The 25,661-nt window shown below is 53.7% G+C and carries 25 protein-coding genes; all 25 read left to right on the plus strand.

What is annotated here, in order from left to right; all coding sequences use genetic code 11:
• The first annotated feature begins 8 nt into the window (after window positions 1-8).
• The 25 genes from fliR to proS all read left to right on the plus strand — a co-directional run bounded on the left by fliR (window position 9) and on the right by proS (window position 25,501).
• Window positions 9-797 (plus strand): flagellar biosynthetic protein FliR, encoded by a 789-nt coding sequence (gene fliR, locus EHV15_RS22465; protein WP_128633178.1) that lies wholly within the window; start codon window positions 9-11, stop codon window positions 795-797.
• Window positions 798-812: 15 nt separating this feature from the next.
• Window positions 813-1,901: a flagellar biosynthesis protein FlhB gene (gene flhB, locus EHV15_RS22470; RefSeq protein ID WP_128633179.1), complete on the plus strand. Its 1,089-nt coding sequence runs from the start codon at window positions 813-815 to the stop codon at window positions 1,899-1,901.
• Window positions 1,902-1,924: 23 nt separating this feature from the next.
• Window positions 1,925-3,961 (plus strand): flagellar biosynthesis protein FlhA, encoded by a 2,037-nt coding sequence (gene flhA, locus EHV15_RS22475; protein WP_246061740.1) that lies wholly within the window; start codon window positions 1,925-1,927, stop codon window positions 3,959-3,961.
• Window positions 3,958-5,370: a flagellar biosynthesis GTPase FlhF gene (flhF, locus tag EHV15_RS22480; protein ID WP_128633181.1), complete on the plus strand. Its 1,413-nt coding sequence runs from the start codon at window positions 3,958-3,960 to the stop codon at window positions 5,368-5,370. Before flhA ends, flhF begins: the two co-directional genes overlap by 4 nt.
• Entirely contained in the window at window positions 5,367-6,254 is an 888-nt protein-coding gene (locus tag EHV15_RS22485) for a MinD/ParA family protein (RefSeq protein WP_128633182.1), read from the plus strand. The genes flhF and EHV15_RS22485 overlap by 4 nt, the downstream gene beginning before the upstream one ends.
• A gap of 25 nt (window positions 6,255-6,279) precedes the next feature.
• Complete coding sequence (locus EHV15_RS22490) at window positions 6,280-7,758, plus strand: protein-glutamate methylesterase/protein-glutamine glutaminase (protein ID WP_128633183.1); 1,479 nt, start codon at window positions 6,280-6,282, stop codon at window positions 7,756-7,758.
• Window positions 7,759-7,787: 29 nt separating this feature from the next.
• Window positions 7,788-9,872: a chemotaxis protein CheA gene (locus tag EHV15_RS22495; RefSeq protein WP_128633184.1), complete on the plus strand. Its 2,085-nt coding sequence runs from the start codon at window positions 7,788-7,790 to the stop codon at window positions 9,870-9,872.
• Window positions 9,873-9,901: 29 nt separating this feature from the next.
• Complete coding sequence (locus EHV15_RS22500; protein ID WP_128633185.1) at window positions 9,902-10,363, plus strand: chemotaxis protein CheW; 462 nt, start codon at window positions 9,902-9,904, stop codon at window positions 10,361-10,363.
• A gap of 4 nt (window positions 10,364-10,367) precedes the next feature.
• Window positions 10,368-10,994 (plus strand): chemotaxis protein CheC, encoded by a 627-nt coding sequence (locus tag EHV15_RS22505; RefSeq protein ID WP_128633186.1) that lies wholly within the window; start codon window positions 10,368-10,370, stop codon window positions 10,992-10,994.
• Window positions 10,987-11,484: a chemotaxis protein CheD gene (locus EHV15_RS22510; RefSeq protein ID WP_128633187.1), complete on the plus strand. Its 498-nt coding sequence runs from the start codon at window positions 10,987-10,989 to the stop codon at window positions 11,482-11,484. Before EHV15_RS22505 ends, EHV15_RS22510 begins: the two co-directional genes overlap by 8 nt.
• A gap of 2 nt (window positions 11,485-11,486) precedes the next feature.
• Window positions 11,487-11,909: a hypothetical protein gene (locus EHV15_RS22515; protein ID WP_128633188.1), complete on the plus strand. Its 423-nt coding sequence runs from the start codon at window positions 11,487-11,489 to the stop codon at window positions 11,907-11,909.
• A 15-nt stretch (window positions 11,910-11,924) separates the two neighbouring features.
• Entirely contained in the window at window positions 11,925-12,713 is a 789-nt protein-coding gene (locus EHV15_RS22520) for a FliA/WhiG family RNA polymerase sigma factor (RefSeq protein ID WP_128633189.1), read from the plus strand.
• 47 nt (window positions 12,714-12,760) lie between these two features.
• Complete coding sequence (locus EHV15_RS22525) at window positions 12,761-14,170, plus strand: flagellar assembly protein A (RefSeq protein ID WP_425464445.1); 1,410 nt, start codon at window positions 12,761-12,763, stop codon at window positions 14,168-14,170.
• A 70-nt stretch (window positions 14,171-14,240) separates the two neighbouring features.
• Window positions 14,241-14,570: a hypothetical protein gene (locus EHV15_RS22530; protein WP_128633190.1), complete on the plus strand. Its 330-nt coding sequence runs from the start codon at window positions 14,241-14,243 to the stop codon at window positions 14,568-14,570.
• A gap of 92 nt (window positions 14,571-14,662) precedes the next feature.
• Window positions 14,663-15,301, plus strand: a complete 639-nt coding sequence (locus EHV15_RS22535; RefSeq protein ID WP_128633191.1) for a hypothetical protein — start codon at window positions 14,663-14,665, stop codon at window positions 15,299-15,301.
• Entirely contained in the window at window positions 15,298-15,903 is a 606-nt protein-coding gene (locus EHV15_RS22540) for an MltG/YceG/YrrL family protein (protein WP_128633192.1), read from the plus strand. The genes EHV15_RS22535 and EHV15_RS22540 overlap by 4 nt, the downstream gene beginning before the upstream one ends.
• Before the next feature lie 238 nt (window positions 15,904-16,141).
• A complete protein-coding gene (gene rpsB / locus EHV15_RS22550) occupies window positions 16,142-16,840 on the plus strand; it encodes a 30S ribosomal protein S2 (protein ID WP_128633194.1) in 699 nt (232 codons plus the stop codon).
• 324 nt (window positions 16,841-17,164) lie between these two features.
• Entirely contained in the window at window positions 17,165-17,815 is a 651-nt protein-coding gene (gene tsf / locus EHV15_RS22555; RefSeq protein ID WP_128633195.1) for a translation elongation factor Ts, read from the plus strand.
• 161 nt (window positions 17,816-17,976) lie between these two features.
• On the plus strand, window positions 17,977-18,705 hold the full coding sequence (gene pyrH, locus EHV15_RS22560) for a UMP kinase (RefSeq protein ID WP_128633196.1): 729 nt from the start codon (window positions 17,977-17,979) through the stop codon (window positions 18,703-18,705).
• A complete protein-coding gene (frr, locus tag EHV15_RS22565) occupies window positions 18,705-19,259 on the plus strand; it encodes a ribosome recycling factor (protein ID WP_128633197.1) in 555 nt (184 codons plus the stop codon). Before pyrH ends, frr begins: the two co-directional genes overlap by 1 nt.
• Before the next feature lie 70 nt (window positions 19,260-19,329).
• Entirely contained in the window at window positions 19,330-20,097 is a 768-nt protein-coding gene (locus tag EHV15_RS22570) for an undecaprenyl pyrophosphate synthase (protein ID WP_128633198.1), read from the plus strand.
• Between the two features lie 19 nt (window positions 20,098-20,116).
• The gene (locus tag EHV15_RS22575) at window positions 20,117-20,914 is read left to right on the plus strand and encodes a phosphatidate cytidylyltransferase (protein ID WP_128633199.1); all 798 of its coding nucleotides are present in this window, start codon (window positions 20,117-20,119) and stop codon (window positions 20,912-20,914) included.
• Window positions 20,915-21,410: 496 nt separating this feature from the next.
• Complete coding sequence (locus tag EHV15_RS22580) at window positions 21,411-22,550, plus strand: 1-deoxy-D-xylulose-5-phosphate reductoisomerase (RefSeq protein WP_128633200.1); 1,140 nt, start codon at window positions 21,411-21,413, stop codon at window positions 22,548-22,550.
• Window positions 22,551-22,700: 150 nt separating this feature from the next.
• On the plus strand, window positions 22,701-23,975 hold the full coding sequence (gene rseP / locus EHV15_RS22585; RefSeq protein ID WP_128633201.1) for an RIP metalloprotease RseP: 1,275 nt from the start codon (window positions 22,701-22,703) through the stop codon (window positions 23,973-23,975).
• Between the two features lie 74 nt (window positions 23,976-24,049).
• Entirely contained in the window at window positions 24,050-25,501 is a 1,452-nt protein-coding gene (gene proS, locus EHV15_RS22590) for a proline--tRNA ligase (RefSeq protein WP_128633202.1), read from the plus strand.
• Window positions 25,502-25,661: the final 160 nt, after the last annotated feature.

The following is a 25,661-nucleotide window of genomic DNA, read 5'->3' on the forward strand; positions in this document are numbered from 1 at the left end:
CATAGATTATGGATACCTTATTGCACGGATTTTCTGTATTTTTGCTTATTTTTTGTCGAATGACAGCTTTTTTTGTAGTTTCACCGGTATTTTCATCGCGAGCGGTTCCGACATCGTTCAAAATCGGATTAGCGGGCATTCTCGCATTTCTGGTTTTATTCATCATCGGTCCGGGTCAAGCCGTTCCCGGCGATCTGGGTTACGTGCTGTATATCCTTCGCGAAGTGCTGGTAGGACTTTTGATGGGGTATGTCGCGTTTCTCATTTTTTCCGTCATTCAAATGGCCGGGTCTTTTATCGATTTGCAAGTCGGTTTCGGCATTGCGAATGTGCTTGACCCGATGACGGGGGCGACGGCACCGGTATTGGGGAACCTCAAGTACGTTGTGGCGACCCTGGTGTTCCTCAGCATGAACGGGCATCACTACTTGCTGGATGCAATCATTCGCAGCTATGGCTGGGTTCCGTTGTCCAACGATGTGTTTCAGCGGATCTACAACGGAAATTTGACGGAATTTTTGGCTCAAACGTTCGGACAGGCTCTTCTGTTGGCGTTCCAAATGTCGGCACCGTTAGTCGTCGCCATATTTATCACCGACGTAGCCCTCGGCTTATTGGCGCGCACGGCTCCGCAATTCAACATTTTTGCCGTCGGGATTCCGGTGAAGATTATCGTCGGGCTGTTCGTGATGCTGTTGCTTGTACCTAGCTTCATTTATGCTTTCCAAGCTTTGTTCGAGGTGCTGTTTGATGCGCTGCATGACCTGCTCAGCTCGATCGGGCAAAGGCCGACGTAGGATGGGGGATTGAAGGTGGCGTATCGCTATTCGCTTGATTTGCAGCTTTTCGCCGGCGAGAAGACGGAAAAAGCCACGCCCAAGAAGCGGCAAGATGCCCGCAAAAAAGGTCAAGTGGCCAAAAGCCAGGATCTGTCGGGTGCGCTCGTCCTATTATCGGGATTTTTATGCCTGTTGTTTTTTGGCGGATTTATCAAGGAACGGCTGGTCGGATTGTTCGTGGACGTGTTTTATAATCGGCTCACGACCGAGGTGACGAAAGAGAACGTCATGACGATGCTGGGCGATTATGCGGTACAGATCTTACTGCTGCTTGCTCCGATATTGCTTGTCGTTATGGTCGTCGCGGCCGCCACCAACTTGGCGGAAGTTGGTTTTATGATCACGGGAGAGCCGCTGAAGATGAAGCTCAGCAAGCTCGACCCCATCAAAGGATTCAAGCAAATTTTCTCGATGCGCTCGCTTTTTGAATTTGTTAAAACGTTATTTAAGCTTACGGTGATCGGATATATCGTATATTCGACGATTTGGGACTTTAGGGGAAGCATTTCCGCCTTGGTGCATCTTCCCGTAGAGGATATTTTTCATTTTGCCGCCGAAATGACGACGAACCTTGGAATCAAGATTGCCGCCGCCCTGCTTGTACTGGCGGTGCTCGATTACATGTACCAAAAATACGAGCACGAAAAAAGTCTAAAAATGTCCAAACAGGACATCAAGGACGAGTACAAAAACCAGGAAGGCGATCCCCTGATCAAAGGAAAAATCCGCGAGCGGCAGCGGCGGATGGCGCTGCAGCGGATGATGCAGGAAGTGCCGAAAGCCGACGTCATTATTACGAACCCGACGCACTTCGCCGTAGCCTTAAAATACGACAACTCGAAAATGGATGCTCCCCAGGTCATCGCCAAAGGCCAGGACTACGTGGCCCTGCGGATTAAAGAAATCGCCAAGGAGCACGGCGTCATCACAATGGAAAACAAACCCCTCGCGCGGGCGCTGTTTCATAGAACGGAAATCGGCGACACGATTCCCGCCGATCTGTTTCAGGCCGTCGCCGAGGTGCTGGCTTATGTATATAGAATAAAAGGCAAAGTGAAATAAGGAAGGGACGGAGGGAACTCCCCTTGAAAAAGTATAGAGATTTATTCATTCTTGTTGGCATTATCGGCATCGTTCTGCTCATGATCGTCCCGATCCCGACGTTGCTGCTGGATATTCTTCTGATCGTAAATATTTCTTTGGCTTTAATCATTTTGCTGGTCGCGATGAACACGCAAGAAGCATTGCAATTTTCCATCTTTCCGGCAATGCTGCTGATTACGACGTTATTCCGGCTGGCGCTGAACATATCTACCACCAAGCTGATTCTGGGACAGGCCAAAGCCGGCGACGTTGTCGCCACGTTTGGCTCATGGATATCGCAGGGACAACCCGTGGTCGGTTTTGTCGTCTTCCTGATTCTGGTGGTTGTGCAGTTTATCGTCATTACCAAAGGTTCGGAGCGCGTGGCTGAAGTTGCGGCCCGCTTCACCTTGGACGCGATGCCGGGGAAACAGATGAGCATCGACGCCGATTTGAACGCCGGGCTGATCAATGAGCAGCAGGCGAAGGAGCGGCGCTCCAAAATCGAACGGGAAGCCGACTTCTACGGGGCGATGGACGGTGCGAGTAAATTCGTGAAAGGCGACGCGATCGCCAGCATCGTCATCCTCCTGATCAACTTGATCGGCGGTTTTATCATCGGGATGACGATCCATGGCATGCCCTTTAACGAAGCGCTTTCGACCTATTCCATCTTGACGATCGGGGACGGCTTGGTCAGCCAGATTCCGGCGCTGCTGATCTCCACGGCGGCCGGTCTGATCGTGACCCGGGCTTCTTCCGAAGGCAACCTGGCCGAAGATATTACCGGGCAGTTATTTCATTATCCGAAGCTGCTTTATATCGTTGCCGGGACGATCGCCATGCTTGGCTTGTTTACGCCGATCGGCATTTGGACTACGCTCCCGTTTGCGGGGTTGATGATTTTTGCGGCTATGCGGATGCAAAAAAATATGAACCGCAGGCAAATTGAGCAAGAGCAGCAAGAGGAAGAACAGCAGATCGAGGAAGTTCGCAGCCCCGAGAGCGTCATCAACCTGCTGCAGGTCGATCCGATCGAATTCGAGTTCGGTTACGGACTTATTCCATTGGCCGATACAAGTCAAGGCGGGGATTTGCTGGACCGGATTATCATGATCCGGCGCCAGTGCGCGCTTGAAATGGGACTTGTCGTTCCGGTCATTCGCATTCGCGACAATATTCAACTAAAACCTAACGAATATGTCATAAAAATAAAAGGAAATGTCGTAGGTGATGGTGAATTATTACTTAATCACTATTTGGCAATGAGTCCGGGGATGGATGACGAATCGATAACAGGTATTGAGACCCGGGAGCCCGCCTTCGGACTTCCGGCCCTGTGGATCGATGAAGCGGCCAAGGACCGGGCCGAATTGTCCGGGTACACGGTCGTGGATCCTCCTTCCGTCGTAGCCACGCATTTGACGGAGCTGATTAAAAAGCATGCGCACGAACTGCTCGGACGGCAGGAAACAAAGGCGCTGGTCGACAACCTCAAGGAACATTACGCGGTTCTTGTCGACGAGCTGATCCCGTCGATCCTAACGATCGGGGATGTGCAGAAAGTGCTGGCCAAGCTGCTCCGCGAAAAAATTTCCATTCGCGACATGGTCACGATTTTCGAGACGCTGGCGGATTACGGTACTTACACCAAGGATCCCGATGTTTTGACCGAATATGTCAGACAGGCGCTGTCGCGCCAGATTACGCAGCAGTTCACCCGGCCGGGTGAGACGATGCGGGTCATTACGGTAGGGCCGTCGCTGGAGAAAAAAATCGCGGAAAGCGTCCAGCAAACGGAACAGGGCAGCTACTTGACGATGGATCCTCAATCGACGCAAACCGTGTTCCAGAAGCTTACGGAACAGATCAACCGGCTTGTGCAGATGGGGCAGCAGCCGATCTTGTTGACCTCCCCGACCATTCGTATGTATTTGCGGCAAATCATTGAGCGCAGCATGCAAGATATCCCGGTATTGTCCTACAGCGAACTTGAACCTAATGTTGAAATCCAAAGTGTCGGGGTGGTGAATTTATGAGAGTGAAGCGCTATATCGTCGACGCGATGCCTGACGCGATGCTGAAGATCAGGAGCGAGCTAGGGGTGGATGCCGTTATTTTGAGCACCAAAGAGATGAAGGTCGGAGGCATCTTTGGATTGTTCGGAAAGAAAAAGATCGAGGTCATCGCCGCGACGGAGGGGAATGAAACCTCCTCCACCAAGGCCAAAACGGCTAGGCCAACCCCAGTGGCGCCTGCTCCGGTGGCAAGGCGGGCCGTCCCCGAGGCGTATCGTAAAAATTCGCAGCTCGGTTCGCCGGCGGCGAGCCCGTCTTCGTCAACCGCGGCAAACGCGGCGCTCGCGGCGATCGCGCTGCAAGAGCGGGAGGAACCGCCGGCCGGCGGGAACGCGCTTCCTTTGACCCCCGAGCGGGCGCCATTCTCCCCTCCGGCGCCTGCCGTCGATGCTGCATCTGCTGCGGACAAGCCGATTCACCGCGAAGAGCCTGCGCGGCTAAGCCCCGGTTTGGAACGCTCAAGCCCGGTTGCCGCTCCAGCTGCGGATTCCAGGGAGGAACAGCTGCTTGAAGACATCCGGCAGATGAAGATGTGGCTAAGCCAGCTCGCCAAAAACCAGGAAGGCGGACGCGAGCTGCCGCAGGTCTTGCAGTCGATTCAGAATCAGCTGTTCGGCCAGGAGGTGTCGGCCGATCTTTGCGATTCCTGGATCGAGGAAGTGTATCAGGAGTGGGTGGAATCCGAAAAATCGCTCAGCGATGAACAGCTTGCCGCCCAGTTCCGCAGTAAAGCCGGCGCGTTTTTGGAGGGGCGGATCGGCTCAGGGATCGAAGAGGGGACGCGCATCGTCTATATTGCGGGTCCGACGGGCGTCGGCAAAACGACGACGATCGCCAAGCTGGCGGCCGATCAGATTTTCCGGGCCCGCAAAAAGGTCGGATTCATCACGGCGGATACGTATCGGATATCGGCGGTCGAGCAGCTTCGCACTTACGCCGCGATCTTAAACGTACCGCTTGAAGTCGTCCAATCGCCGGGAGATGTGCAGCGGGCGATGCAGCGGCTTGGAGATTGCGATTTGATTTTGATGGATACGGCCGGACGGAACTATTTGAACGAGATTTTTGTGGCGGAGCTGCACAGTTTGCTTGCCCCTTCGGATGTCAGCGAAATGTATCTGGTGCTCAGCTTGACGTCCAAAACGCAAGACATGAAAAAAATAACCGAGCATTTCAGCAAATACGGCCTGGATAAAGTGATTTTCACCAAGCTGGACGAAACGGAAAGCGTTGGGCCGATTTATAATTTGCTGAATGATTATCCGCTAAAGGTTTCTTACATTACAAACGGCCAGAACGTTCCGGATGATCTGCTGCAAGCGGATCGGGAGCTGCTGGTCGACATCCTTTTGGGGGAACGTAAGCTATGAATGATCAGGCCCAGTCACTCAGACAACTGGTTTCGTCGCGGGATGATTCTGCGGAATCGGTCCCCAGAAAAGGTTCAGCCCGGATCATCACCGTCAGCAGCGGCAAGGGCGGGGTCGGCAAATCGAATTTTACGCTCAATTTTGCCTTGGCCCTAAAGTCTTTTGGACGCAAAGTGCTGCTGTTTGACGCCGATATCGGCATGGCCAATATCGACGTGTTGATGGGCGTGAGACCAAGGTACAGCTTGTACCATCTGCTAAAAGGCGAAAAAAACATCTCGGAAATTATTGAACTGGGAACTCATTCATTGCCGTTTATTGCCGGCGGATCCGGTTTGGCGGATCTGTTTGCGTTATCCGAGGAGGATTTGAACTATTTCACCTCGCAAATCGAATCCGTCTCGGAGGAGATGGACTACATCATTTTTGATACCGGTGCGGGATTGTCCAAAGAAACGTTGAAATTTATCACCGCCGCCGACGAATGCCTGGTGGTGACGACGCCCGAACCGACGTCGATCACGGATGCCTACGCCTTGATCAAAGTCGTGCACGGTTTGGACGAGCATGTGCCGTTCCGGTTGGTGATCAACCGGGTTACCGGCGAGCGGGAGGCCCGCCAGGTTGCCGATAAAATATCGCTGGTAGCCCACCGTTTTTTGGGGATGGACATCCCTACTCTTGGTTATTTGAGCGATGATGCGCGCGTTGTACAGGCGGTCAAGAAGCAGGTGCCTTTTACCGTCGCTTTTCCCGGCTCAGAGGCGGCGCGCGATATCGAGCGTTTGGCTATCGCTTATATGAATGTTCCACAAATCAAGCCAAGGGATACTATGTCAGGAATCAAGGGATTCATGCAAAAGTGGTTGAAGCTAGCAAAATGATTCTGGAACAGGGGTGGAACAATCGATGTCTTATCGAGTATTGGTGGTAGACGATTCGGCGTTTATGCGAAAAATCGTGTCCGACCTTATCGAGCAGGATCCGGATTTCAAAGTGGAGGCTACGGCGAAAAACGGCCGGGAAGCGATCGAGCAAATCGCGGGGCTGAAGCCCGACCTTGTAACGATGGATGTCGAGATGCCGGAGATGAACGGGCTGGACGCGCTTAAAGTCATTATGAAGGAGCATCCGCTCCCGGTCATTATGCTGTCGGGAATCAATGAGCAGGGCATGCGGGAGACCATCATGGCGCTGGAGCTCGGGGCTTTCGACTTTATCCGCAAGCCGTCGGCCTCCACCAGCTCGCATGACATCGCTCAGGTCGGACGCGAGCTGCGTGAGCAGATACGGGGCGCCATGCTGGCTGCGGAGCGGAAGGCGGCCCGCGAGGCGGCGCTGCGCTCCGCAATGGCGCCGCCTGCGGACGGCAGCGCGGGTGCGGGCGGCAAGGCGGCTGCGCCGAGCCGGAAAAAGCTGGCGCGGCCAGCGGCGCCCCCTTCGGCCAGCGGCGCCGCGTCTCCGCCCGCGCCCGGGGCTGTGGGCAGCGGCGGCGAGGACGCGCGCCTGCCCCGGCAGCAGCCCGGGCAGGCCGCGGCGCAGCCCCCGGCCGCGCCGGCTGCCGGCCGGGGCGAAGCGGACCGGCGCCCGCCGCAGGCGCAAGGCAGCGCGCGCCCTGCGGGCGGGCCGCCGCGCCGGGAGCCGCTGGCTCCGCCTGCAGCGGCAGCGCGCGCGGCCTCCGCGCGGCAGGGCGCGCCTGCGGCGACGCCAAAGCCGCCGCTGGAGCCGGCTCAGGCGGAGGCCGCCGCGGCCCGGGAAGCGGCCGGCGGCGCAGCCGCGCGTTCCCGCCCGCGGAGCGCCGCCCCAAGGGGCTTTACCGATTTGGTCGCGATCGGCACGTCGACGGGCGGCCCCAAAGCGCTGAAGGCCGTGCTGGAGAAAATTCCGGCGGATTTTCCGGCCCCGATCGTCATCGTGCAGCATATGCCGCCGAATTTCACCAAATCGCTGGCCCAACGCCTCAATAGCTTGAGCGGACTGAATGTGGTCGAAGCGGAAGAAGGAATGGAGCTGCTCAGCGGTACGGCCTATATTGCTCCGGGAGGTTTCCATTTAAACGTGGTGCCTGGTCCGGCGGAAGGCTACAGATTGCATCTGTCGCAGGAAGAGCCCTGCAACGGACACAGGCCGTCGGTGGATGTCTTGTATAAGTCGCTGCTCCCGCTGGAATCGCTAAAGCGGCATATCGTGCTCCTGACGGGGATGGGCAGCGACGGGGCGAAAGCCATGAAGCGGCTGTATGACGCTGGCGTGACCTCCACCATTGCCGAGAGCGAAGAGACCTGCGTCGTGTTCGGCATGCCGCGCTCGGCAATCGAACTGAAATGCGTCAGCCATGTTTTGCCGCTGCAAGAAATCGGCCCCAAGCTTGTACAAGTTGTGAAATAAACGGAATCTCTTGGAGGAGGTGCCTCACCATGGACATGAATCAATATTTATCCATGTTTATCGATGAGTCGAACGATCATTTGCAATCACTGAACGAAAAGATGCTGGAACTGGAAAGCAGTCCGGACGATATCAGCATCGTCCAGGTCATTTTCCGGTCGGCGCATACCTTAAAAGGGATGGCGGCAACGATGGGCTTCGAGGATCTGTCATCCCTCACCCACCAAATGGAAAACGTGCTCGATTTGGTTCGCAACGAGAAGCTGAAAATGCAGGAATTCATTTTCGATACGCTGTTCCGCGGCCTCGATGCTTTGCAGTCGATGGTTGAGGACATTACCCAGGGGGGAGAAGGGAAGGCCGACGTCAGTTCCATCGTGGCCGATCTGCAGTCGATCGTGCGCGGCGATTTTGGGCAGGGCGGCGGCGCGGACGGCAAACCGGCGGCGGAAGCTCAAGGAGCATCCGGAGCCGGTGCGATCCAATTGGACCAGTATCAATATTCCGTTCTGGAGCAGTCCATCGCCGAAGGGCATCGGGTGCTTTATGTCGAAGTCGCGATTTCCGAGGATAGCCAGTTGAAGGCGGCGCGAGCATACATGGTGTTCGACCTGCTGGAACGCTTCGGGGAAATCGTGAAGGCTTACCCTTCGGTGCAGGATATTGAACAAGAGAAATTTGACCGCAGTTTCTCGCTTTATTACATAACGCAGAAAGAGGCTGCTGAAATTCAAAGCATGATTATGAATCTCTCGGAGATCGGTTCGGCTCAGGTGGCGGCATTGGATCACGAGACGCTCGCCCAGCTTGCGGCCGGCGCCAAAGAAACGGCGGCATCCGCCGCGGCCGCCCCCGCACCGGCTCCGGAGACAAATGCAGCCAATCCCGCGCCTGCGGCCAAACCTTCGGCGCAGCAAGGGGAACATAAAAGCGGCGCTCGCGCCGGCGGCGGCACTCCGGCTCCGTCGCGGACGATTCGCGTCGATATCGACCGGCTGGATGTGCTCATGAACCTGCTCAGCGAGCTGCTCATCGACCGCTCCCGTCTGGAGCAGTTGGCGAATGAAGTAAAACGCGCCGATTTGACGGAAACGGTGGAGCACATGAGCCGGGTCGGCAGCGATTTGCAAAATATCGTGCTGAAGCTGCGGATGGTGCCGATCGATACCGTATTTAACCGGTTTCCGCGGATGGTCCGCGACCTGGCCAAATCGCTCGACAAAAAAATCGACCTCGTCATCGTGGGAGCCGAAACGGAGCTTGACCGGACCGTGATTGACGAAATCGGCGATCCGCTCGTCCACCTGCTGCGGAACGCCGTCGACCATGGGGTCGAGCCAGTGGCCGAACGGGTGGCTGCCGGCAAACCGGAGACGGGAACGGTCAACCTGCGCGCTTTCCACAGCGGCAACCACGTGTTTATCGAAATCGAAGATGACGGGCACGGCATCGACCGCGACAAGGTGCTGAAAAAAGCGCTCAAGAACGGGGTCGTCAAGGAGAGTGAAGCGGCATCCATGACCGATGAACAGGTGTACATGCTGCTGTTCGCTCCGGGCTTCAGCACGGCGGAAGTGATTTCCGACATTTCCGGACGCGGCGTCGGCCTCGATGTCGTCAAATCCAAGATTGAATCGCTCAGCGGGGTTGTTTCGATACAATCCAAACTTGGCGCCGGAACCAAATTTTCGGTTCAGATGCCGCTGACCCTATCGATCATATCCGCGATGCTGATCAAAGTCGGAGCGGAGAAATACGCGATTCCGCTCTCCTCCATCGTCGAAACCGGACTGATCAAGCGGGAGCAGGTTCGCGAGGTGCACGGCTACACGATGATTCCGTATCGGGACACGCATATTCCGCTGATGTCGCTCGCCCAATTGTTCGACATTCCGGGCTTTTCGGAAAGCGAAGAGGAAGAGACGGAGATTGTGGTTATCCGTAAAGGCGACCGAATGGCCGCGTTTGCGGTGGAGGATTTTATCGGACAAAACGAAATCGTCATCAAGAACCTGGGCAAATACCTCCCTTCGATCCAGGGCGTGGCTGGGGCCACCATTTTGGGAGACGGGCAAGTGGCGCTCATCATTGATCCAAACGCATTCATTAAATAAGGTTCGAATCATTAAGGAGGGATTTCCACATGGGACAGGAGTTAAAAGTCATCGTTTTTAAGTTGGGTCATGAGGAATACGGCATCGAAGTGGACAAAGTGCAAACGATCGAGCGGATGATGCCGATCACGCGCGTGCCTAAGACGTTTTCCTTCGTTAAAGGGGTTATTAACCTGCGCGGCGTCGTCATTCCCGTCATCGATCTTCGCGGCCGTTTCGGTTTGCCGGAAACGGAGTACACCGATCAGACCCGGATCATTATCGTTGCGGCCAATGAGTTGGAGGTCGGCTTTATCGTCGATTCCGCCAACGATGTCGTCGATTTGGATTCCGATTTGATCGATTCGCCGCCCGATGTCGTCGGCGGAGTCAAAGCCAAATACCTGGACGGAGTGGCCAAAATATCCGAGGAGCGCCTGCTCGTGATGCTAAACCTTTCCGAAGTGCTTAGCCGGAAGGAAATCATCCAGCTGGAAAGTTTAGAGGATTAAGACCGTGGAGCTCTTTAAAGACTTTGAAGATTTGAAGCTTGACATTTTAAAAGAAGTCGGCAACATCGGGGCGGGCAACGCGGCGACCGCGCTGTCGAAGCTGCTGGACAAGCCGATCGATATGGCGGTGCCGAAGGTGCAGATGCTGCCTTTCGAAGCGGTTGCCGAACGCGTCGGCGGCGCCGAAAATATCGTGCTAGCGGTATTTTTCCGCGTGGAAGGCGAAGCTCCGGGAAATCTGTTCTTCATTTTAAGCCCGGAAGCGGCCAAAAAACTACTGCATCGCCTTGCGGGGATTGACGTGGAAAGCGAAGAGAGCTTTTCGGAAATGGAATGGTCCGCGCTTTCGGAAATCGGCAACATTTTGGCGGGCTCCTATTTGTCCTCGCTGGCCGATTTTACGTCCCTGTCGATGGCGCCGACGGTACCTGCGCTGGCGCTGGATATGGCAGGAGCGATCCTGAGTTATGGACTCCTGCAGTTTGGTGAAATGGGAGACTCCGCCCTGCTGATCGATACTACGTTTATCGAAGGACATCATGAGGTAGAGGGACAGTTTTTTCTGATTCCCGATCCGGATTCATTCGCCAAAATTTTCACTGCGTTGGGGGTACCGGCCCAGCATGATTGATGAACAACGCGTTGTAAAAGTGGGCATGGCCGAGTTGAACGTCATAACACAGCAGGGATTGATTCGTACGACTGGGCTAGGCTCCTGCGTTGGGCTTACGCTGTATGATCCGCAATTGAAAGTGGCCGGCTTGGCGCATGTCATGCTGCCCTCTTCGGAGATCGCGCGGGAAGGATCCTTGAACATCGCAAAATATGCGGATACGGCCATTCCGGAGCTGTACCGCAAACTAATCGATCTCGGGGCCTCTCCATCCCGGCTGGTGGCCAAAATGGCCGGAGGATCGCAGATGTTTTCTTTTGGGGGGAGCGGAGATTCGATGCGAATCGGACCGAGAAACGCGGAATCTTGCAAAATGAAGCTGAAGGAATTGAAAATTCCCTTGTTGGCGGAGGATACCGGCGGAAATTACGGCCGGACCATCGAACTGGATAACGAAACGGGGATTCTTTATGTGCGCAGTGTACAAATGGGGATAAAGGAATTGTAGCCATGGCTGGAAAAACGCGATATTACTGGTTGTTGGGCTTTATCGGTTTTCTAATTACATTTGCGGTATCGGCGGGGAACAATTTGTTTCTGACCAGCTTTATTCGGGGACTTATCGCCTTTGCCGTCTGGTTTGGGCTTGCCTTTGCGGCAAGCTGGATGTTCGGGTTTCTGAAGGAAATTCCGGAAAACGAAACGGCCGAACCGCAGGAGGCCATGCTTTCGGAGGAGGGTAAAGGGGGCAATCTCGACCTGACCACACCGGACGAAAGCGAGCAGCTTAATGAACTGCTGAAGCCGCCCGCGGATGCGCCGGGCGAGTCCGCGGATTTTACGCCGCTGAGTCCGCCGAAACTCGTAAAAACACCTGACGACAAAGATCCTGAAGAGCTGGCTAAGGTCGTTCGTCACCTGACAGAAAAATAAGGAGGGTGAAGGCAATTGAACGAGCGGAAGACTTCTACTCTGAATTATGCCGAGGTTTGGGAAAGATGGAAAGAACACGGCGATTTGGAGGCCAAGAAACAACTTATCGAAAAGTATCTGCATATTGTCGACTACGTTTCGGGACGTCTCGCCGTTGGCCTTCCCAAGAACGTTTCCAAAGATGATTTAGCCAGCAACGGGGTGATGGGGCTGATCGATGCGGTCGAAAAATTCGACTATAAACGCGGTCTTCAATTCGAAACCTATGCATCCTGGCGGGTACGAGGAGCGATTCTGGACGGCCTTCGGCAGGGGGATTGGGTTCCCCGTTCCGTGAGAGAGAAAGCCAAAAAAATCGAAGAAGGCTATCAGCATTTGGAACAGCAATATCTCCGCTCCGTGACGGACGAGGAGATGAGCGCTTACTTGAATATCAGCGAGAAAGAGTTTCAGAGCATGCTCCAAGAAGTCGCCGTCATGACGCTTTGTTCCCTCGAGGACCCGATTCGCGAAGAAGAATCGGAAACTCGTCTCACATTACTCGTTGACGAAAAAGCAAAAAACCCGGATTATAAAGTCAGGGAGTTTTATTTAAGGGATTCATTGGCAAAAGGAATCGAAAAACTGACCGAAAAGGAAAGAACGGTCGTCTCCCTGCTCTATTATGAAGATTTATCATTAAGCGAAATCGCGGAAGTGATGTCGCTTTCGCCGTCGCGAATTTCCCAGCTTCATTCCAAAGCGATTTTACGGCTTCGCGGCAGTTTGGAGAAGCAGCGGGATTTGCTGATGTGCGAAGACTGACGGGTAAATCATGAACGAGCGAAACGGAAGAGAGGAGGAACGACTTCTTGGAGCTTATGGACGATTTGAGGCAGATCTTAAGTGTCACGTTAAATGATGACAAGACGGTAGCCTACCTGCAGTTTTTAAAGAAGGAAGATGATTTTTCTTGTACGGAGGACGCGCTGCACCAATTTCTACATAGCGAAGGCCTGAAATTCGGGATACAGGAAGACATTGTCAGACGTTTTGCGTCCAATCCGCAGGAGTACTATTTCAGTAGAACGCCGATAGCCATCGGACAGGAACCGGTGCACGGGAAAGACGGTTCAATCCGCTATGCGATTTCCCTCGATGACGACAATCGCCATCAACCGGCGGAAACCGAAGACGGCAAAGTGGACTTGAAGGATATTACGAGACTGAACAATATCCGTAAAGGCCAAATTATCGCCGAACTTGTCCCTCCTGTGCCCGGACGCCCGGGAACGGCCGTGACCGGGGAAACGATTCCCTGCAAAGAGGGGAAAGCCGCCCGCTTCAAAGTCGGGAAAAACGTCGTGCTCAACCCGGAGCAGACCGCTTTGTATGCGGCGATTGACGGTTTGGTGACGCTCACCGAGAAGGGGAAGCTGAACGTCTTCCCGATATATGAGATCAACGGGGACGTCGATTACAGCATCGGCAATATCGATTTCGTGGGAACCGTCGTTGTCCGCGGTAATGTGCTGACCGGTTTTAGGATCAGTGCGGCCGGGGACATTCGCGTTGTTGGCGGGGTTGAAGGGGCGGAGTTGTACGCCGACGGGTCTATCGAAATCACCGGCGGGATCATCGGGTATAACAAAGGTTTGGTTAAAGCCGGCCAAAACGTGAAAAGCTCGTTTATTCAGGACGGAAACGTTCAAGCGGGGGAGGATGTCAGCGTTTCCCAGAGCATTATGCACTCCAATATCCGTGCCGGGCGCGACGTTTTGTGCAGCGGGGCGAAAGGGCTTATCGTCGGCGGCAGCATTCAGGCCGGAGAAAAAGTGATTGCCCGGATCATCGGCAACCCGATGTCGACGACAACCTCGATCGAGGTGGGCGCGCTGCCGGAATTGCGTAACGAGCTTCAGGATTTGCGCCAGCAGGTTAAGGAACAGCTGGCGAATCTCGACAAAACTGAGAAAGCGCTGACACTTTTGGATCAGCTCGCCTCGTTGGGAAAGCTGACGCCGGACAAGGTGGCGATGCGTTCCAAATTGAATTTGACTAAAAAATCGAATAAGCAGGAATTGGATTTGATGAAAGAACGCATGCTTGCGATCGAAAAGGCGTTGGAGGATACCGGCAAGGCCCGCGTCGACGTATTAAAAATGATTTACGGCGGTTCCAAAATCGTGATTGGCCGTTATACGAAATATATCAAAGAGCCCATTTCGCGCATGTCTTTTTACTACAGCGAAGGGGATATTTCCATGTCGGCTTACATCTAGTAACGGCTCTTGAGGAGGACTACCTGGATCTTATCGAAGTTTTTTACTTCATTTCGGATGAGGTGATCCCATGAATATGAAACCTGTGGAATTGCAAATCGCGGTCCCGCGTACCAGCGAAGCGGGTCGCGTTCAGCATGATCAGCAGCATCGACCTCTTCTCGATCAAAATCTGCTCTCGCTGCAAGCTGTCAAAACCAGCGAGGCAGAACGCCAGCGGAGCGCTGGGGTGGATGAGAGCAACCGTAATAAGAACGTAAGGCGGGAAGGAAATGGTTCCTTCAGCGAGGAACAGGAACCGGAACAAGGCTCCGGCGGCAAACCGGACGAGCAGGAGCCGAAGCCGGAGCAATTGGCCGAGCATCCATATAAAGGACGGCACATCGATTTCTCTCTGTAATTCGGGGATTTCACCTCATGAATCAGGGGAGGATGCAGGCGGGCCTTAAGTTTTGGCACTTCAATTCAACAGCAAAAAAGGTGAGGATTACATTGTCATTTGGAGACCCCTGGTTTTATGTTGTACTTCTGGGGGCGGCGGCGCTTGTTTACGCCCTGCTTTTGCCGGGACGCCAAGCCTCAAGCCCGAAGAACGATGCGGCGAAAGAGATGGAAGCCACGCTGGAACAATACATGTCGGAAATCGAAAAAGAAAATCAGGAGCTTATCGATTTGGTGTCCCAGATGAAGCAGGAGTTTGCCTCCAAGCAGCTGGCCCAGCAGGAGCAGATCGCCGAGCTGCGCAAACGGCTTAGCGACGTGGAGTTTTCGGCCCGGCAGAGCGAATCGCGCTTGGAGAGCTTGGCGGCTTCCGCGTTGGAGAACGCCGCTTCCGCTTCGCTCCCGGCTGCGGCCACAGCGGAAGCAAGCCTGACGTCAGCGAATGCAGCCGTTTCCGGACAAGCGTCCGGCTTGGCCGTTCTTTCGGGCACCGAATCGGCCGCCGAACCAGCCGCCGAACCGGTGCCCGAAACGGAGGATAACGCCGATCATGTGCGCGGCCGGTATCCGGAACTGTTTGACTTATATGAAAAAGGAAAATCGATCGACATGATCGCGAAATCGACGGGACTTCAGCGGGGCGAGGTGCAGCTTATCCTGCAATTGGCCAAAAAGGAGGAGTCCCGATGATCAAAAACCGTTATTTTATGCTAGGCCTTGGCTGCGGCCTGATTGCCGGAGCGCTCCTCCTGCAGTTGATGATCCTTGGGCAAGGGGGCGGCAAGCTTTATACGGCGGATCAGGTGCAGCAAGCGGCCGAACAACTCGGCCTGAAGGTCGTCGATGCTCATGAAGAGCTGCTGACTGAAGAGCAGTGGCAGGAGAAGGCCGGCAACGGCCAGGAGGATGCAGGAGCAGGAGCGGAGCCGGACGTTCCGGCGTCACCCCGGAATCCCAAAGCTCCGGAAGCTCCCGCCGCACCAGCCAAGAGGGACCCGGCAGAAAACAAGCCAGCGGCAAACCCGGAAGCGGCGAAGCCGCAAACGCCCGCTAAGCCGGCAAAGCCAGCCGCGGTTTCCGTCGAATACAAAATCGCTTACGGCAGCACGCTTGCCGGCGTGGCGGAAGGCTTGTATAAGGCAGGCGTGATTACGGATAAGGAAGCGTTTTTGAAGGCGGCCAAAGCGAAAAAAATCAACAACAAGATCCGTACCGGAACGTACGCGTTTACCGAGGGTGAAGATTACGACTCGATTATTGCCAAAATTTCGCCAAAGGCTTCGGGGAAATAAACCGAGCCGATCCGAAAAAGGCGCCGAAAGGCGCCTTTTTCGCATGCATCCGTCCACAAGGGCGAAATTACGGGAAACTTCGGTTGCATCCGTTTTTCACTTATGGTATATTAATTGACGGTGTTATAACGCACGCAGGAGGATTTCGCCAAGGGTGCTCTCGCTTGAGAGTCTTGTCGGGAAATGACACCTGCGGAGGAAGCATCACAAAAAAACCAAACTTAGGAGGTGCGTGAAGATGGCAGTAATCTCCATGAAACAACTGCTTGAAGCAGGCGTTCACTTCGGTCACCAGACTCGTCGCTGGAACCCGAAAATGGATCGTTATATCTTCACCGAAAGAAACGGCATTTACATTATCGACCTGCAAAAAACGGTCAAGAAAGTCGAAGAAGCTTACAACTTCGTAAAAAGCATTGCGGAAGAGAATGGAACCATTCTGTTCGTAGGCACGAAGAAACAAGCTCAAGATTCCGTGAAGGAAGAAGCGGAACGCGCTGGCCAATTCTACATTAACCAACGTTGGCTGGGCGGTACGTTGACCAACTTCCAAACGATTCAAAAACGGATCGACCGTCTGAAACAATTGGAAACTTGGGAAGAAGACGGTACGTTTAGCGTATTGCCGAAGAAAGAGGTTATCATTCTTCGCAAGGAGAAAGAACGCCTTGAGAAATTCCTCGGCGGGATCAAGAACATGAGAGGTCTGCCAAGCGCTTTGTTCGTCATCGACCCTCGCAAAGAGCGCATTGCGGTAGCGGAAGCCCGCAAACTTGGTATCCCGATCGTAGGTATCGTAGATACCAACTGCGATCCGGACGAAATCGACTACGTCATTCCGGGCAACGACGACGCGATTCGCGCGGTTAAACTGTTGACCAGCAAAATGGCGGATGCCGTGATCGAAGCTAACCAAGGTGAGCAAACAACGGCGTAAGCGGCTAATTGCCGACAACAAACGATAAACTAAATGAAAAGGGTGGTTGGTAGGTGTCAAACCTCTCACTACCCTTTTTTTAAAGAGGAAGTTTAAAAATCGGTTTTTGATCACGAAGTTGAATCAAGAAGTGAGTTCGACATCGAATCTTGAATTCAGCCGGGCCTTCCGCTGCTCACGTAGGCTCACCTACGCTGCGCTGCTCAGTCCCTAGCTTCATTCAACCTTCTCGGTGCTGAAAACCCGATTTTTAAACCTTGATTTAATAAGGAAGTTTAAAAATCGGTTTTTGATTTTCATAACAATAACGGAGGGAATTAAACAATGGCTGTTGACGCTAAAACGGTTAAAGAACTACGTGAAAAAACGGGCGCAGGGATGCTCGATTGCAAAAAAGCGCTGGAAGAAGCTGGCGGCGATCTGACGAAAGCGATTGAATTGCTTCGCGAAAAAGGTCTTGCCGCTGCCGCCAATAAAGCTGGCCGCATCGCTACGGAAGGCGTGGTTGAGTCTTACATACACGCCGGCGGACGGATCGGGGTTCTGGTGGAAATCAACTGCGAAACCGACTTCGTTGCGAAGACGGATCAATTTAAAGATTTCGCCCGCGACATCGCCATGCATATCGCCGCGATGAGCCCGCGTTACGTTCGCCGCGAAGAAGTGCCGCAGGAAGAAATCGATAAGGAAAAGGAAATTTTAACGGCACAAGCCCTTAACGAAGGCAAACCGGAAAAAATCGTGGAAAAAATGGTGGAAGGCCGCATCGGCAAATATTTTGAAGAGTTCTGTTTGCTGGAGCAAGCTTTCGTTAAAGACCCGGACAAAACGATCTCCCAACTGGTTAGCGAAAAAATCAGCACGATCGGCGAAAACATTTCCATCCGCCGCTTCGTTCGTTATGAGCTTGGTGAAGGTATGGAGAAGAAAGTGGACAACTTCGTAGAAGAAGTAATGTCCCAAGTAAATAAATAATCTAAAGGCCAATCATAAACGTAAGGAAAGTTGGAACACGCCGTGTTCCTTCTTTTTTAAGAAAAACTGCCGCTAATCGTGGTTTGTCTCCTTAGAGTTTACGTCGGTAGACGTTATTCTTTACTGTTTGTCGCGAATGAGTTCGATGTGGAGGTATACATTTGGAACAGCCAGTGTTTAAACGTGTTGTCTTAAAGGTCAGTGGAGAGTCGCTCGCCGGTCAAAACGGGTACGGTATCGACGCGGACACCATTACATCCATCGCCGAACAGGTCAAGGAAGTGGTGGAACTGGGCGTTCAGGTGGCGATCGTTTGCGGCGGGGGCAATATTTGGCGCGGGATTGCCGGAAGCGCTAAGGGCATTGACCGGGCTACGGCCGATTACATGGGCATGCTCGCGACCGTGATGAATTCCCTGGCCCTGCAGGATGCGCTGGAGCAGATCGGGGTTCCGACCCGGGTGCAAACGTCCATTGCGATGCAGCAAATCGCCGAACCTTATATCCGGCGCCGGGCTATCCGTCACTTGGAGAAAGGCCGGGTCGTCATCTTTGCCGCCGGTACGGGTAATCCGTTTTTCTCCACGGACACGACCGCTGCGCTGCGCGCCGCCGAAATCGAAGCCGAAGTTATCCTTATGGCGAAAAATAAAGTGGACGGCGTTTATTCCGCCGATCCGTTTGTTGATCCGAATGCAGTGAAGTACGAAACCCTCACTTATTTGGATGTGCTGAATAAAAACCTAGGTGTTATGGACTCCACGGCTTCATCGCTGTGTATGGACAATGACATTCCGCTGATCGTGTTTGCCATTACGGAACAAGGAAACATTAAGCGCGTCGTGCTCGGTGAAAAAATCGGGACGATTGTTAAAGGGAGTGTTGAATAGTGCCACAGTCGGTTAAAAAGCATGCCGAAGAACGTATGGACAAAGCAATCCAGGCGCTGAAAAGAGATCTTGCGACGCTGCGTGCGGGAAGAGCGGCCCCATCGCTTTTGGATCGCATTCAGGTGGAGTATTACGGAGCGCCGACTCCGGTCAATCAGTTGGCCAACATCAATACGCCGGATTCCCGGACATTACTGATTCAGCCTTGGGACAAATCATCGCTGTCCGATATCGAACGTGCGATCCAGAAATCCGATCTCGGGCTGACCCCGGCGAATGACGGATCGTCCATCCGGCTGTCGATTCCGCCGCTAACGGAGGAGCGCCGCGTTGAACTCGTGAAGATGACGAAGAAGCATGGAGAAGAGGCGAAAGTCGCCATCCGCAACATTCGCCGCGATGCCAATGACGAGATCAAGAAGATGGAAAAAACGGACATTTCGGAAGACGAGTCGCGCCGGCATCAAGAGGATATTCAGAAAACGACGGATAAATACATCGCGGAAGTAGATAAGGTTCTTGCTGCGAAAGAGAAAGAGATTATGGAAGTTTAAGAGACGATAAGCGGCCCCTCCTTTTACGGTGGGGTTTGTCTCTTTTTCATCATCGGCTGGAGGAAAAGGAATGATCAAGTTATTTCAACCCTGGTGGAAAAAAAAGCAACGTCCAGCACCTGCTGTTTTATCTCCTGACAACATTCCAAAGCATGTGGCCATCATTATGGACGGCAACGGACGTTGGGCGCGCAGGCTTGGTTTGCCGCGAATCGTCGGACATCGTACAGGTATGAAAGCCGTCAAGCGAGCGACGATTGCGGCTGACGAACTTGGCATTTCCGTTTTAACGCTGTATGCTTTCTCGACGGAAAATTGGAAACGGCCGAAGGATGAAGTCGATTTTCTGATGTCACTTCCGCAGGAATTTTTGGCGATTGAGCTTGGCGAGCTGATTGAAAAAAATGTCCAGGTGCGAATGATGGGATATACGGACATGTTGCCTCCTCATACGATAGCCGCCATGGAAGAAGCGACTGAGCGCACGAAAAACAATACCGGACTCATTTTGAATTTTGCCCTGAATTACGGCAGCCGCCGCGAAATTGCCGAGAGCGTCAAGGCCGTTGCCAGGAAGGTGCAAAGCGGGGAACTGTCCGCAGAAGACATTACCCCCGATTCGCTTGAAGAACATATGCTTTCGGCCGGGCTGCCGGACCCGGATCTGCTCATCCGGACCGGCGGAGAACTGCGGCTCAGCAATTTCATGTTATGGCAAACGGCATATAGTGAACTATGGTTTACGGATATTTATTGGCCGGAATTCCACAAGGAGCATTTGATCGAAGCGGTGGCCGAATATCAGCGGCGAACGCGGCGTTACGGCGGATTAAGCTAGCGATGGAAGGTGTAAACTCTTGAAACAGCGGTTGATTACAGGAATCGTTGCCGGCGGCTTTTTTCTGGGCATGTGCTGGCTGGGTGGACTAACCTATCATGTACTCATCTTAATAATGGCTCTGATCGGCTACTACGAATTCGTCCGCATGACCGGACTGCCGTCGTTTGGCGGAACCGCCGTTTTGGGATATTTGGGCGTTTTGTACTTGGGTTTTCCATGGACTCTCTTACAAATCCCCATGCCGCTTCCGACCTTGGCGATCCTCTGGCTGCTTATGCTGCTGTTTTTGGCGGTGACGGTGATTTCCAAAAACGAGGTTCCGATCGGTCAAGCCGCGCTGCTGTTTCTGGGCGCCGTTTACATTGGAATCGGTTTTTCATCGATCGCTGAGACGCGCAGCACGCCGGACGGCCACGGTCTGTTTTGGACCTTGCTGCTGCTGGCTGCGATCTGGAGCAGCGATGCCGGGGCTTATTTCACCGGCCGCCGGTTTGGAAAGAGCAAGCTGTGGCCCGCCATCAGTCCGAACAAGACGGTCGAGGGGGCGCTTGGCGGTGTTCTGCTTGCGGTGATCGTAGCGGTCATTTTTGCCGTAGCTTCCGGCGGCTTGTTAAGCATCGGACGAGCCGCGGTGGTGGGGATATCCGCCGCTGTCGTCGGCCAATTCGGCGATTTGATTCAATCGGCCTACAAACGCGTTTACGGGATTAAGGATACGGGAAAGCTGCTGCCCGGCCATGGCGGGATTTTGGACCGCTGCGACAGTTGGATTGTGGTGTTCCCGTTTATACATATCCTCATTCTCCTCCCGTAGAGGCAGTTTAAAAACCAAGCTTTGATCACGAGGCAAGAACTTGTGGACGATTCTGAGAAATAACGTCAGTATGATGGCAAGTGAAGAATTGAAAAAACGGCAAAATAGTCTATTGAAAATCCCGGGTGACAACATAAAGGAAAAATAGGTCGCTATTTCAGCCGATGTCCCCCATGTTGCGTGAAATAGAGGAATTTTATGGCGCTATTTTCACGATCTAGTGGCGAAAGGCAGCATTTTCGACCTGTTCATCAAAAATAAGACCCAAAAGTTCCCTTATGGTGATGAATAGGCTCAAATTCGGGAAATAAGACCCTAAAGTTCCTCTATTTGATGGGGACGATGCTGCGCTGCTCAGTTCCTAGCTTCGTCCGACCTAAAGCGTTTTGAAAAAACGCACATCGGAAGCATATGCTTCGGTGCTGAAAAGCCGATTTTTAAACATTGATTGAAATGAGTTTGAAAATCACGAAACTCCATTTTTTAGAGGTGCGATATGAAAAAAATAGCGTTGATCGGATCGACGGGATCGATCGGTACCCAAACGCTGGATGTCGTTCGGCAGCATCCTGGGCAATTTGAAGTCGAAGGGCTTGCGGCCGGAGGCAATATCGAGCTGTTTGCCGAACAGGTAAACCGGTTCCGCCCGAAAAAAGCTTCCGTGGCCACGAAAGAGCTGGCCGAGCGGGTGCGCCCCCAGCTTCCACAAGGCGTGGAACTGTATTATGGGGAGCAGGGGCTAATCGAGGTGGCCGCGGGGACGGAAGCCGATACGGTGGTTACCGCCATCGTAGGCAGCGCCGGATTGCCGGCAACGATCGCCGCGATAGAGGCGGGAAAGCATATTGCGCTGGCGAACAAGGAGACGCTGGTGACGGCGGGCCATCTGGTCACCAAAGCGGCCAAGCGCAAGGGCGTCGCTCTGCTGCCGGTAGACAGTGAACATTCCGCCATTTTTCAGTGCCTGAACGGAGAGCGAATCGAAGAGGTGCGGCAAATTACGTTGACGGCTTCCGGCGGATCGTTCCGCGATTTAACCCGCGAGCAACTGCAAAACGTCACGGTTGAGGATGCGCTGAAGCACCCCAATTGGTCGATGGGCGCCAAGGTTACGATCGATTCGGCCACGATGGTCAACAAAGGACTGGAGGTCATCGAAGCGCATTGGCTGTTTGGCCTTCCTTACGAACAGATCGGGGTGCTCTTGCATCCCGAGAGCATTATCCACTCCTTCGTTGAATATCGTGACGGCAGCGTGATCGCCCAATTAGGGACGCCGGATATGCGGGTTCCGATTCAATACGCGCTTTCGTATCCGCGCCGCTGGCCGTCTGAAGCAAAAAGCCTGTCCCTTGCGGAAGTAGGCAAGCTGCATTTCCGGGAGATGGACTACACCCGGTTCCCTTGTTTAAGACTGGCCTTCGAGTGTGGTAAAATAGGTGGTACAGCTACTTGTGTTTACAATGCTGCCAATGAAGTGGCCGTCGCCCGCTTTCTGAAAGGAAACATTTCGTTTCTGCAGATTGAGACGATTATTGAAACGGTGTTGTCCAAACATGACGTTCAGGAGAAGCCGGATCTGGAAGGGATTCGCTTCGCCGACCGCTGGGCCCGGAACATGGCCGAATCTTTATAGAGCCCGCCCGTTTGACCGGAACCTCTATAAAATTCCTCTTTTGCGCCGGAAAAGTCCGGCGGCGGTATTCTCTTGTGCCTGTTCGGAGAATAATGTTAATCTAAGAAGACGCCCTAGGACGATCCGTGGCCAAAAGGAGGATGCTTACGCTTGGAATTGCTTAAAATTATATTTTTGACGGTGCTCATGTTCTTTATCATCGTTACGGTGCACGAATGGGGGCACTATTACTTCGCGAAACGCGCGGGTATTTTGGTGCGGGAATTCGCGATCGGATTCGGGCCGAAGCTGCTTTCCTTTAAAAGAGAAGAGACGCAGTTTACTTTGCGCCTGCTTCCTTTCGGCGGGTACGCCCGTATGGCGGGGGAAGAACCCGAACTGATCCAGATTGCCGAAGGACAAACCGTCGCGCTGCGCCTGGATGGCGATACCGTTCGTAAAATTTATTTGGACCGGTTGGACAGCCGCAAAAATGTCATCCGCGGCGAGGTGCAGCACGCCGATCTGCAGGATGATCTTGCGGTTCGCCTGGATGTGGATGGCGACGTGATGTCTTACCGCGTTCATCCGCAGGCGATGCTGGTGACCAAAGGCAAAGAAACGCAAATCGCGCCAAGGGATCGGCAGTACGGCAGCAAGACGGTGGGGCAGCGGGCGTTGTCGATCTTCGCCGGGCCTTTAATGAATTTTATTTTGGCCTTTGTCTTGTTTGCCCTGCATACCCAAATGGCGGGGATTCCGCTGGAAACGCCGAGTCATTTGCAAATTGGCGAAGTTGTGAAAGGGATGCCGGCGGCGGAAGTTGGACTTCAGCCTGGGGATATTATCGAGACGATCAACGGTCAGCCGGTCGGCACCGATGCGAACGCAATGATCGGGAAGATTCAAGCTTCCAAGGGTCAACCGATGGAATGGACGGTCAAACGCGGCGAAGAAACGCTTAGCTTTACGATTACGCCGCGCGGAGCCGAAAAAGAAGAAGGAAAAGTGGGCAGCACGATCGTGACGATTTTCCCGACCCGCAGCGCTTCTTTCGGTGAGACGTTTCAGGTAGCCGGGCAGAAAATGGTGTCCACGACCGAGGCGATTTTTCTTGGCTTTAAGCAGTTGATCAACAAGTTTTCCATGGACGATCTGGGCGGGCCGGTGCGCACGTTTGAAGTGACGGGGCAAATTGCCAAACAAGGGATAGCCCAGCTCACGTATTGGGCGGCAATCCTAAGCCTTTACCTTGGCATATTCAACCTGCTGCCGATTCCGGCGCTGGATGGCAGCCGTCTCGTGTTCCTCGGGGTCGAGGCGCTGCGCGGCAAGCCAATCGATCCGAACCGCGAAGGCATGGTTCATTTCATCGGCTTTGCGATGCTGTTCCTGCTGATGATCGCGGTCACTTATAATGATATATTGCGCTTGTTCCACGGCTGACCGGTTGCCCGGACCGTGCGAATCACGCGGTGAAATAAAAATTGTTGTTTTTTAACGGGAGGACAAGGGTTCTTATGGCAAACGAGGAGAAACAATTCGTTACGGAGATTACCCCGCAGGGAGAAGATTTCTCCAGATGGTATATCGACGTCATTAAAAAAGCGGATTTAATGGATTACTCGCCGGTGCGCGGCTGTATCGTTTTTAAGCCGGACGGTTTCGAAATCTGGGAGCACATCCAGGAGGAGCTGGATCGCCGTTTTAAGGAAACGGGGCATCGCAACGCTTATTTTCCGTTGTTCATCCCGGAGAGCTTCTTCCAGAAGGAAAAGGAGCATGTCGAAGGCTTTAACCCCGAGCTGCCTTGGGTAACCGAAGCTGCCGGCGAGAAATTGGAAGAGCGGCTCGCCATCCGTCCGACTTCGGAAACGATGATCGGGCACATGTATGAGAAATGGATTCAATCCTACCGCGATTTGCCGGTGCTGATCAACCAGTGGGCCAACGTGGTCCGTTGGGAGAAACGGACGCTGCCGTTCCTGCGCACCAGCGAATTCCTTTGGCAGGAAGGCCATACCGCCCATGAAAACGAACAGGACGCGCGGGAAGAAACAATGCGCATGCTGGAGATTTACCGCGATTTTGTCGAGAATTACTTGGCGATTCCGGTCATTGTCGGGCAAAAAACGCCGTCCGAGAAATTCGCCGGCGCGGTGGACACGTATTCCATCGAAGCGATGATGAAGGACGGCCGCGCCGTGCAAGCCGGAACCTCCCATTATTTGGGGACGAACTTTGCGTCGGCCTTTAATATTCAATACTTGAACCGTGAGAACGTCCGGGAATATGTGCATACAACCTCGTGGGGAGTAAGCACCCGGCTTATCGGATCGCTTATTATGGTTCACGGCGATGACCGCGGCCTCGTGCTGCCGCCGAAGGTTGCGCCGAAGCAAGTCATGATCATTCCGATCGGCCCGCCGAAAACGTGGGACGCGGTTGTGGGAAGAGCGGACGAATTGTTCGCCGAGTTGAAGAAGGCCGGGATTCGCGTTGGTATCGACGACCGTTCCGATCTTCGTCCGGGCTGGAAGTTCAACGAATACGAAATGCGCGGCGTGCCGGTACGCCTGGAGATCGGACCGCGGGATATGGAGAACGGCGTGTGCGTCCTTGTCTCCCGGATCAGCGGCGAGAAAAAAGTGGTTCAGCAGGACAATCTGGTGGAAGAAGTCCGGGCGATGCTCGATCAGGTGCATCATGAAATGTACGAACGCGCTCATGCGTATCGTGAGGAGCATTTCTATTCCGTGGAAACGCTGGATGAAATGAAGGCAAGCATTGAAGAAAAACGCGGCTTTACGCTGGCCGGATGGTGCGGTTCGGAGGCTTGCGAGCGCCAGGTGAAAGAGGAAACCGGCGCGACCAGCCGCAACATTCCGTTTGCACCGAAAGAGACGAAGCACACTTGTCTGGTTTGCGGGGAACAAGCCAAGCATACCGTCGTATTTGCCAGAGCCTATTAAAAATCAAACAACGCAGCCAAAAGAGGGCTTTCGGCAGTGAATCGCCGGGCAGGTTCATTGCCTGCCGGTTTTCCGCCGGGAGCTTTTTGCATTTGAAGCGGACACGGATTCATCTGCACGGCTTTTAAACAGAGCGTTCCAAAAGTCAAGTTTTCAGCAC

The organism is Paenibacillus oralis (assembly GCF_003863965.1).
Taxonomy (GTDB): domain Bacteria; phylum Bacillota; class Bacilli; order Paenibacillales; family Paenibacillaceae; genus Fontibacillus; species Fontibacillus oralis.

Coding starts and splice junctions, on each gene's coding strand:
- fliR (WP_128633178.1), top strand. CDS start 9: ATGGATACCTTATTGCACGGATTTTCTGTATTTTTGCTTATTTTTTGT.
- flhF (WP_128633181.1), top strand. CDS start 3,958: ATGAGAGTGAAGCGCTATATCGTCGACGCGATGCCTGACGCGATGCTG.
- EHV15_RS22485 (WP_128633182.1), top strand. CDS start 5,367: ATGAATGATCAGGCCCAGTCACTCAGACAACTGGTTTCGTCGCGGGAT.
- EHV15_RS22490 (WP_128633183.1), top strand. CDS start 6,280: ATGTCTTATCGAGTATTGGTGGTAGACGATTCGGCGTTTATGCGAAAA.
- EHV15_RS22495 (WP_128633184.1), top strand. CDS start 7,788: ATGGACATGAATCAATATTTATCCATGTTTATCGATGAGTCGAACGAT.
- EHV15_RS22500 (WP_128633185.1), top strand. CDS start 9,902: ATGGGACAGGAGTTAAAAGTCATCGTTTTTAAGTTGGGTCATGAGGAA.
- EHV15_RS22510 (WP_128633187.1), top strand. CDS start 10,987: ATGATTGATGAACAACGCGTTGTAAAAGTGGGCATGGCCGAGTTGAAC.
- EHV15_RS22515 (WP_128633188.1), top strand. CDS start 11,487: ATGGCTGGAAAAACGCGATATTACTGGTTGTTGGGCTTTATCGGTTTT.
- EHV15_RS22530 (WP_128633190.1), top strand. CDS start 14,241: ATGAATATGAAACCTGTGGAATTGCAAATCGCGGTCCCGCGTACCAGC.
- EHV15_RS22540 (WP_128633192.1), top strand. CDS start 15,298: ATGATCAAAAACCGTTATTTTATGCTAGGCCTTGGCTGCGGCCTGATT.
- rpsB (WP_128633194.1), top strand. CDS start 16,142: ATGGCAGTAATCTCCATGAAACAACTGCTTGAAGCAGGCGTTCACTTC.
- tsf (WP_128633195.1), top strand. CDS start 17,165: ATGGCTGTTGACGCTAAAACGGTTAAAGAACTACGTGAAAAAACGGGC.
- EHV15_RS22570 (WP_128633198.1), top strand. CDS start 19,330: ATGATCAAGTTATTTCAACCCTGGTGGAAAAAAAAGCAACGTCCAGCA.
- EHV15_RS22580 (WP_128633200.1), top strand. CDS start 21,411: ATGAAAAAAATAGCGTTGATCGGATCGACGGGATCGATCGGTACCCAA.
- proS (WP_128633202.1), top strand. CDS start 24,050: ATGGCAAACGAGGAGAAACAATTCGTTACGGAGATTACCCCGCAGGGA.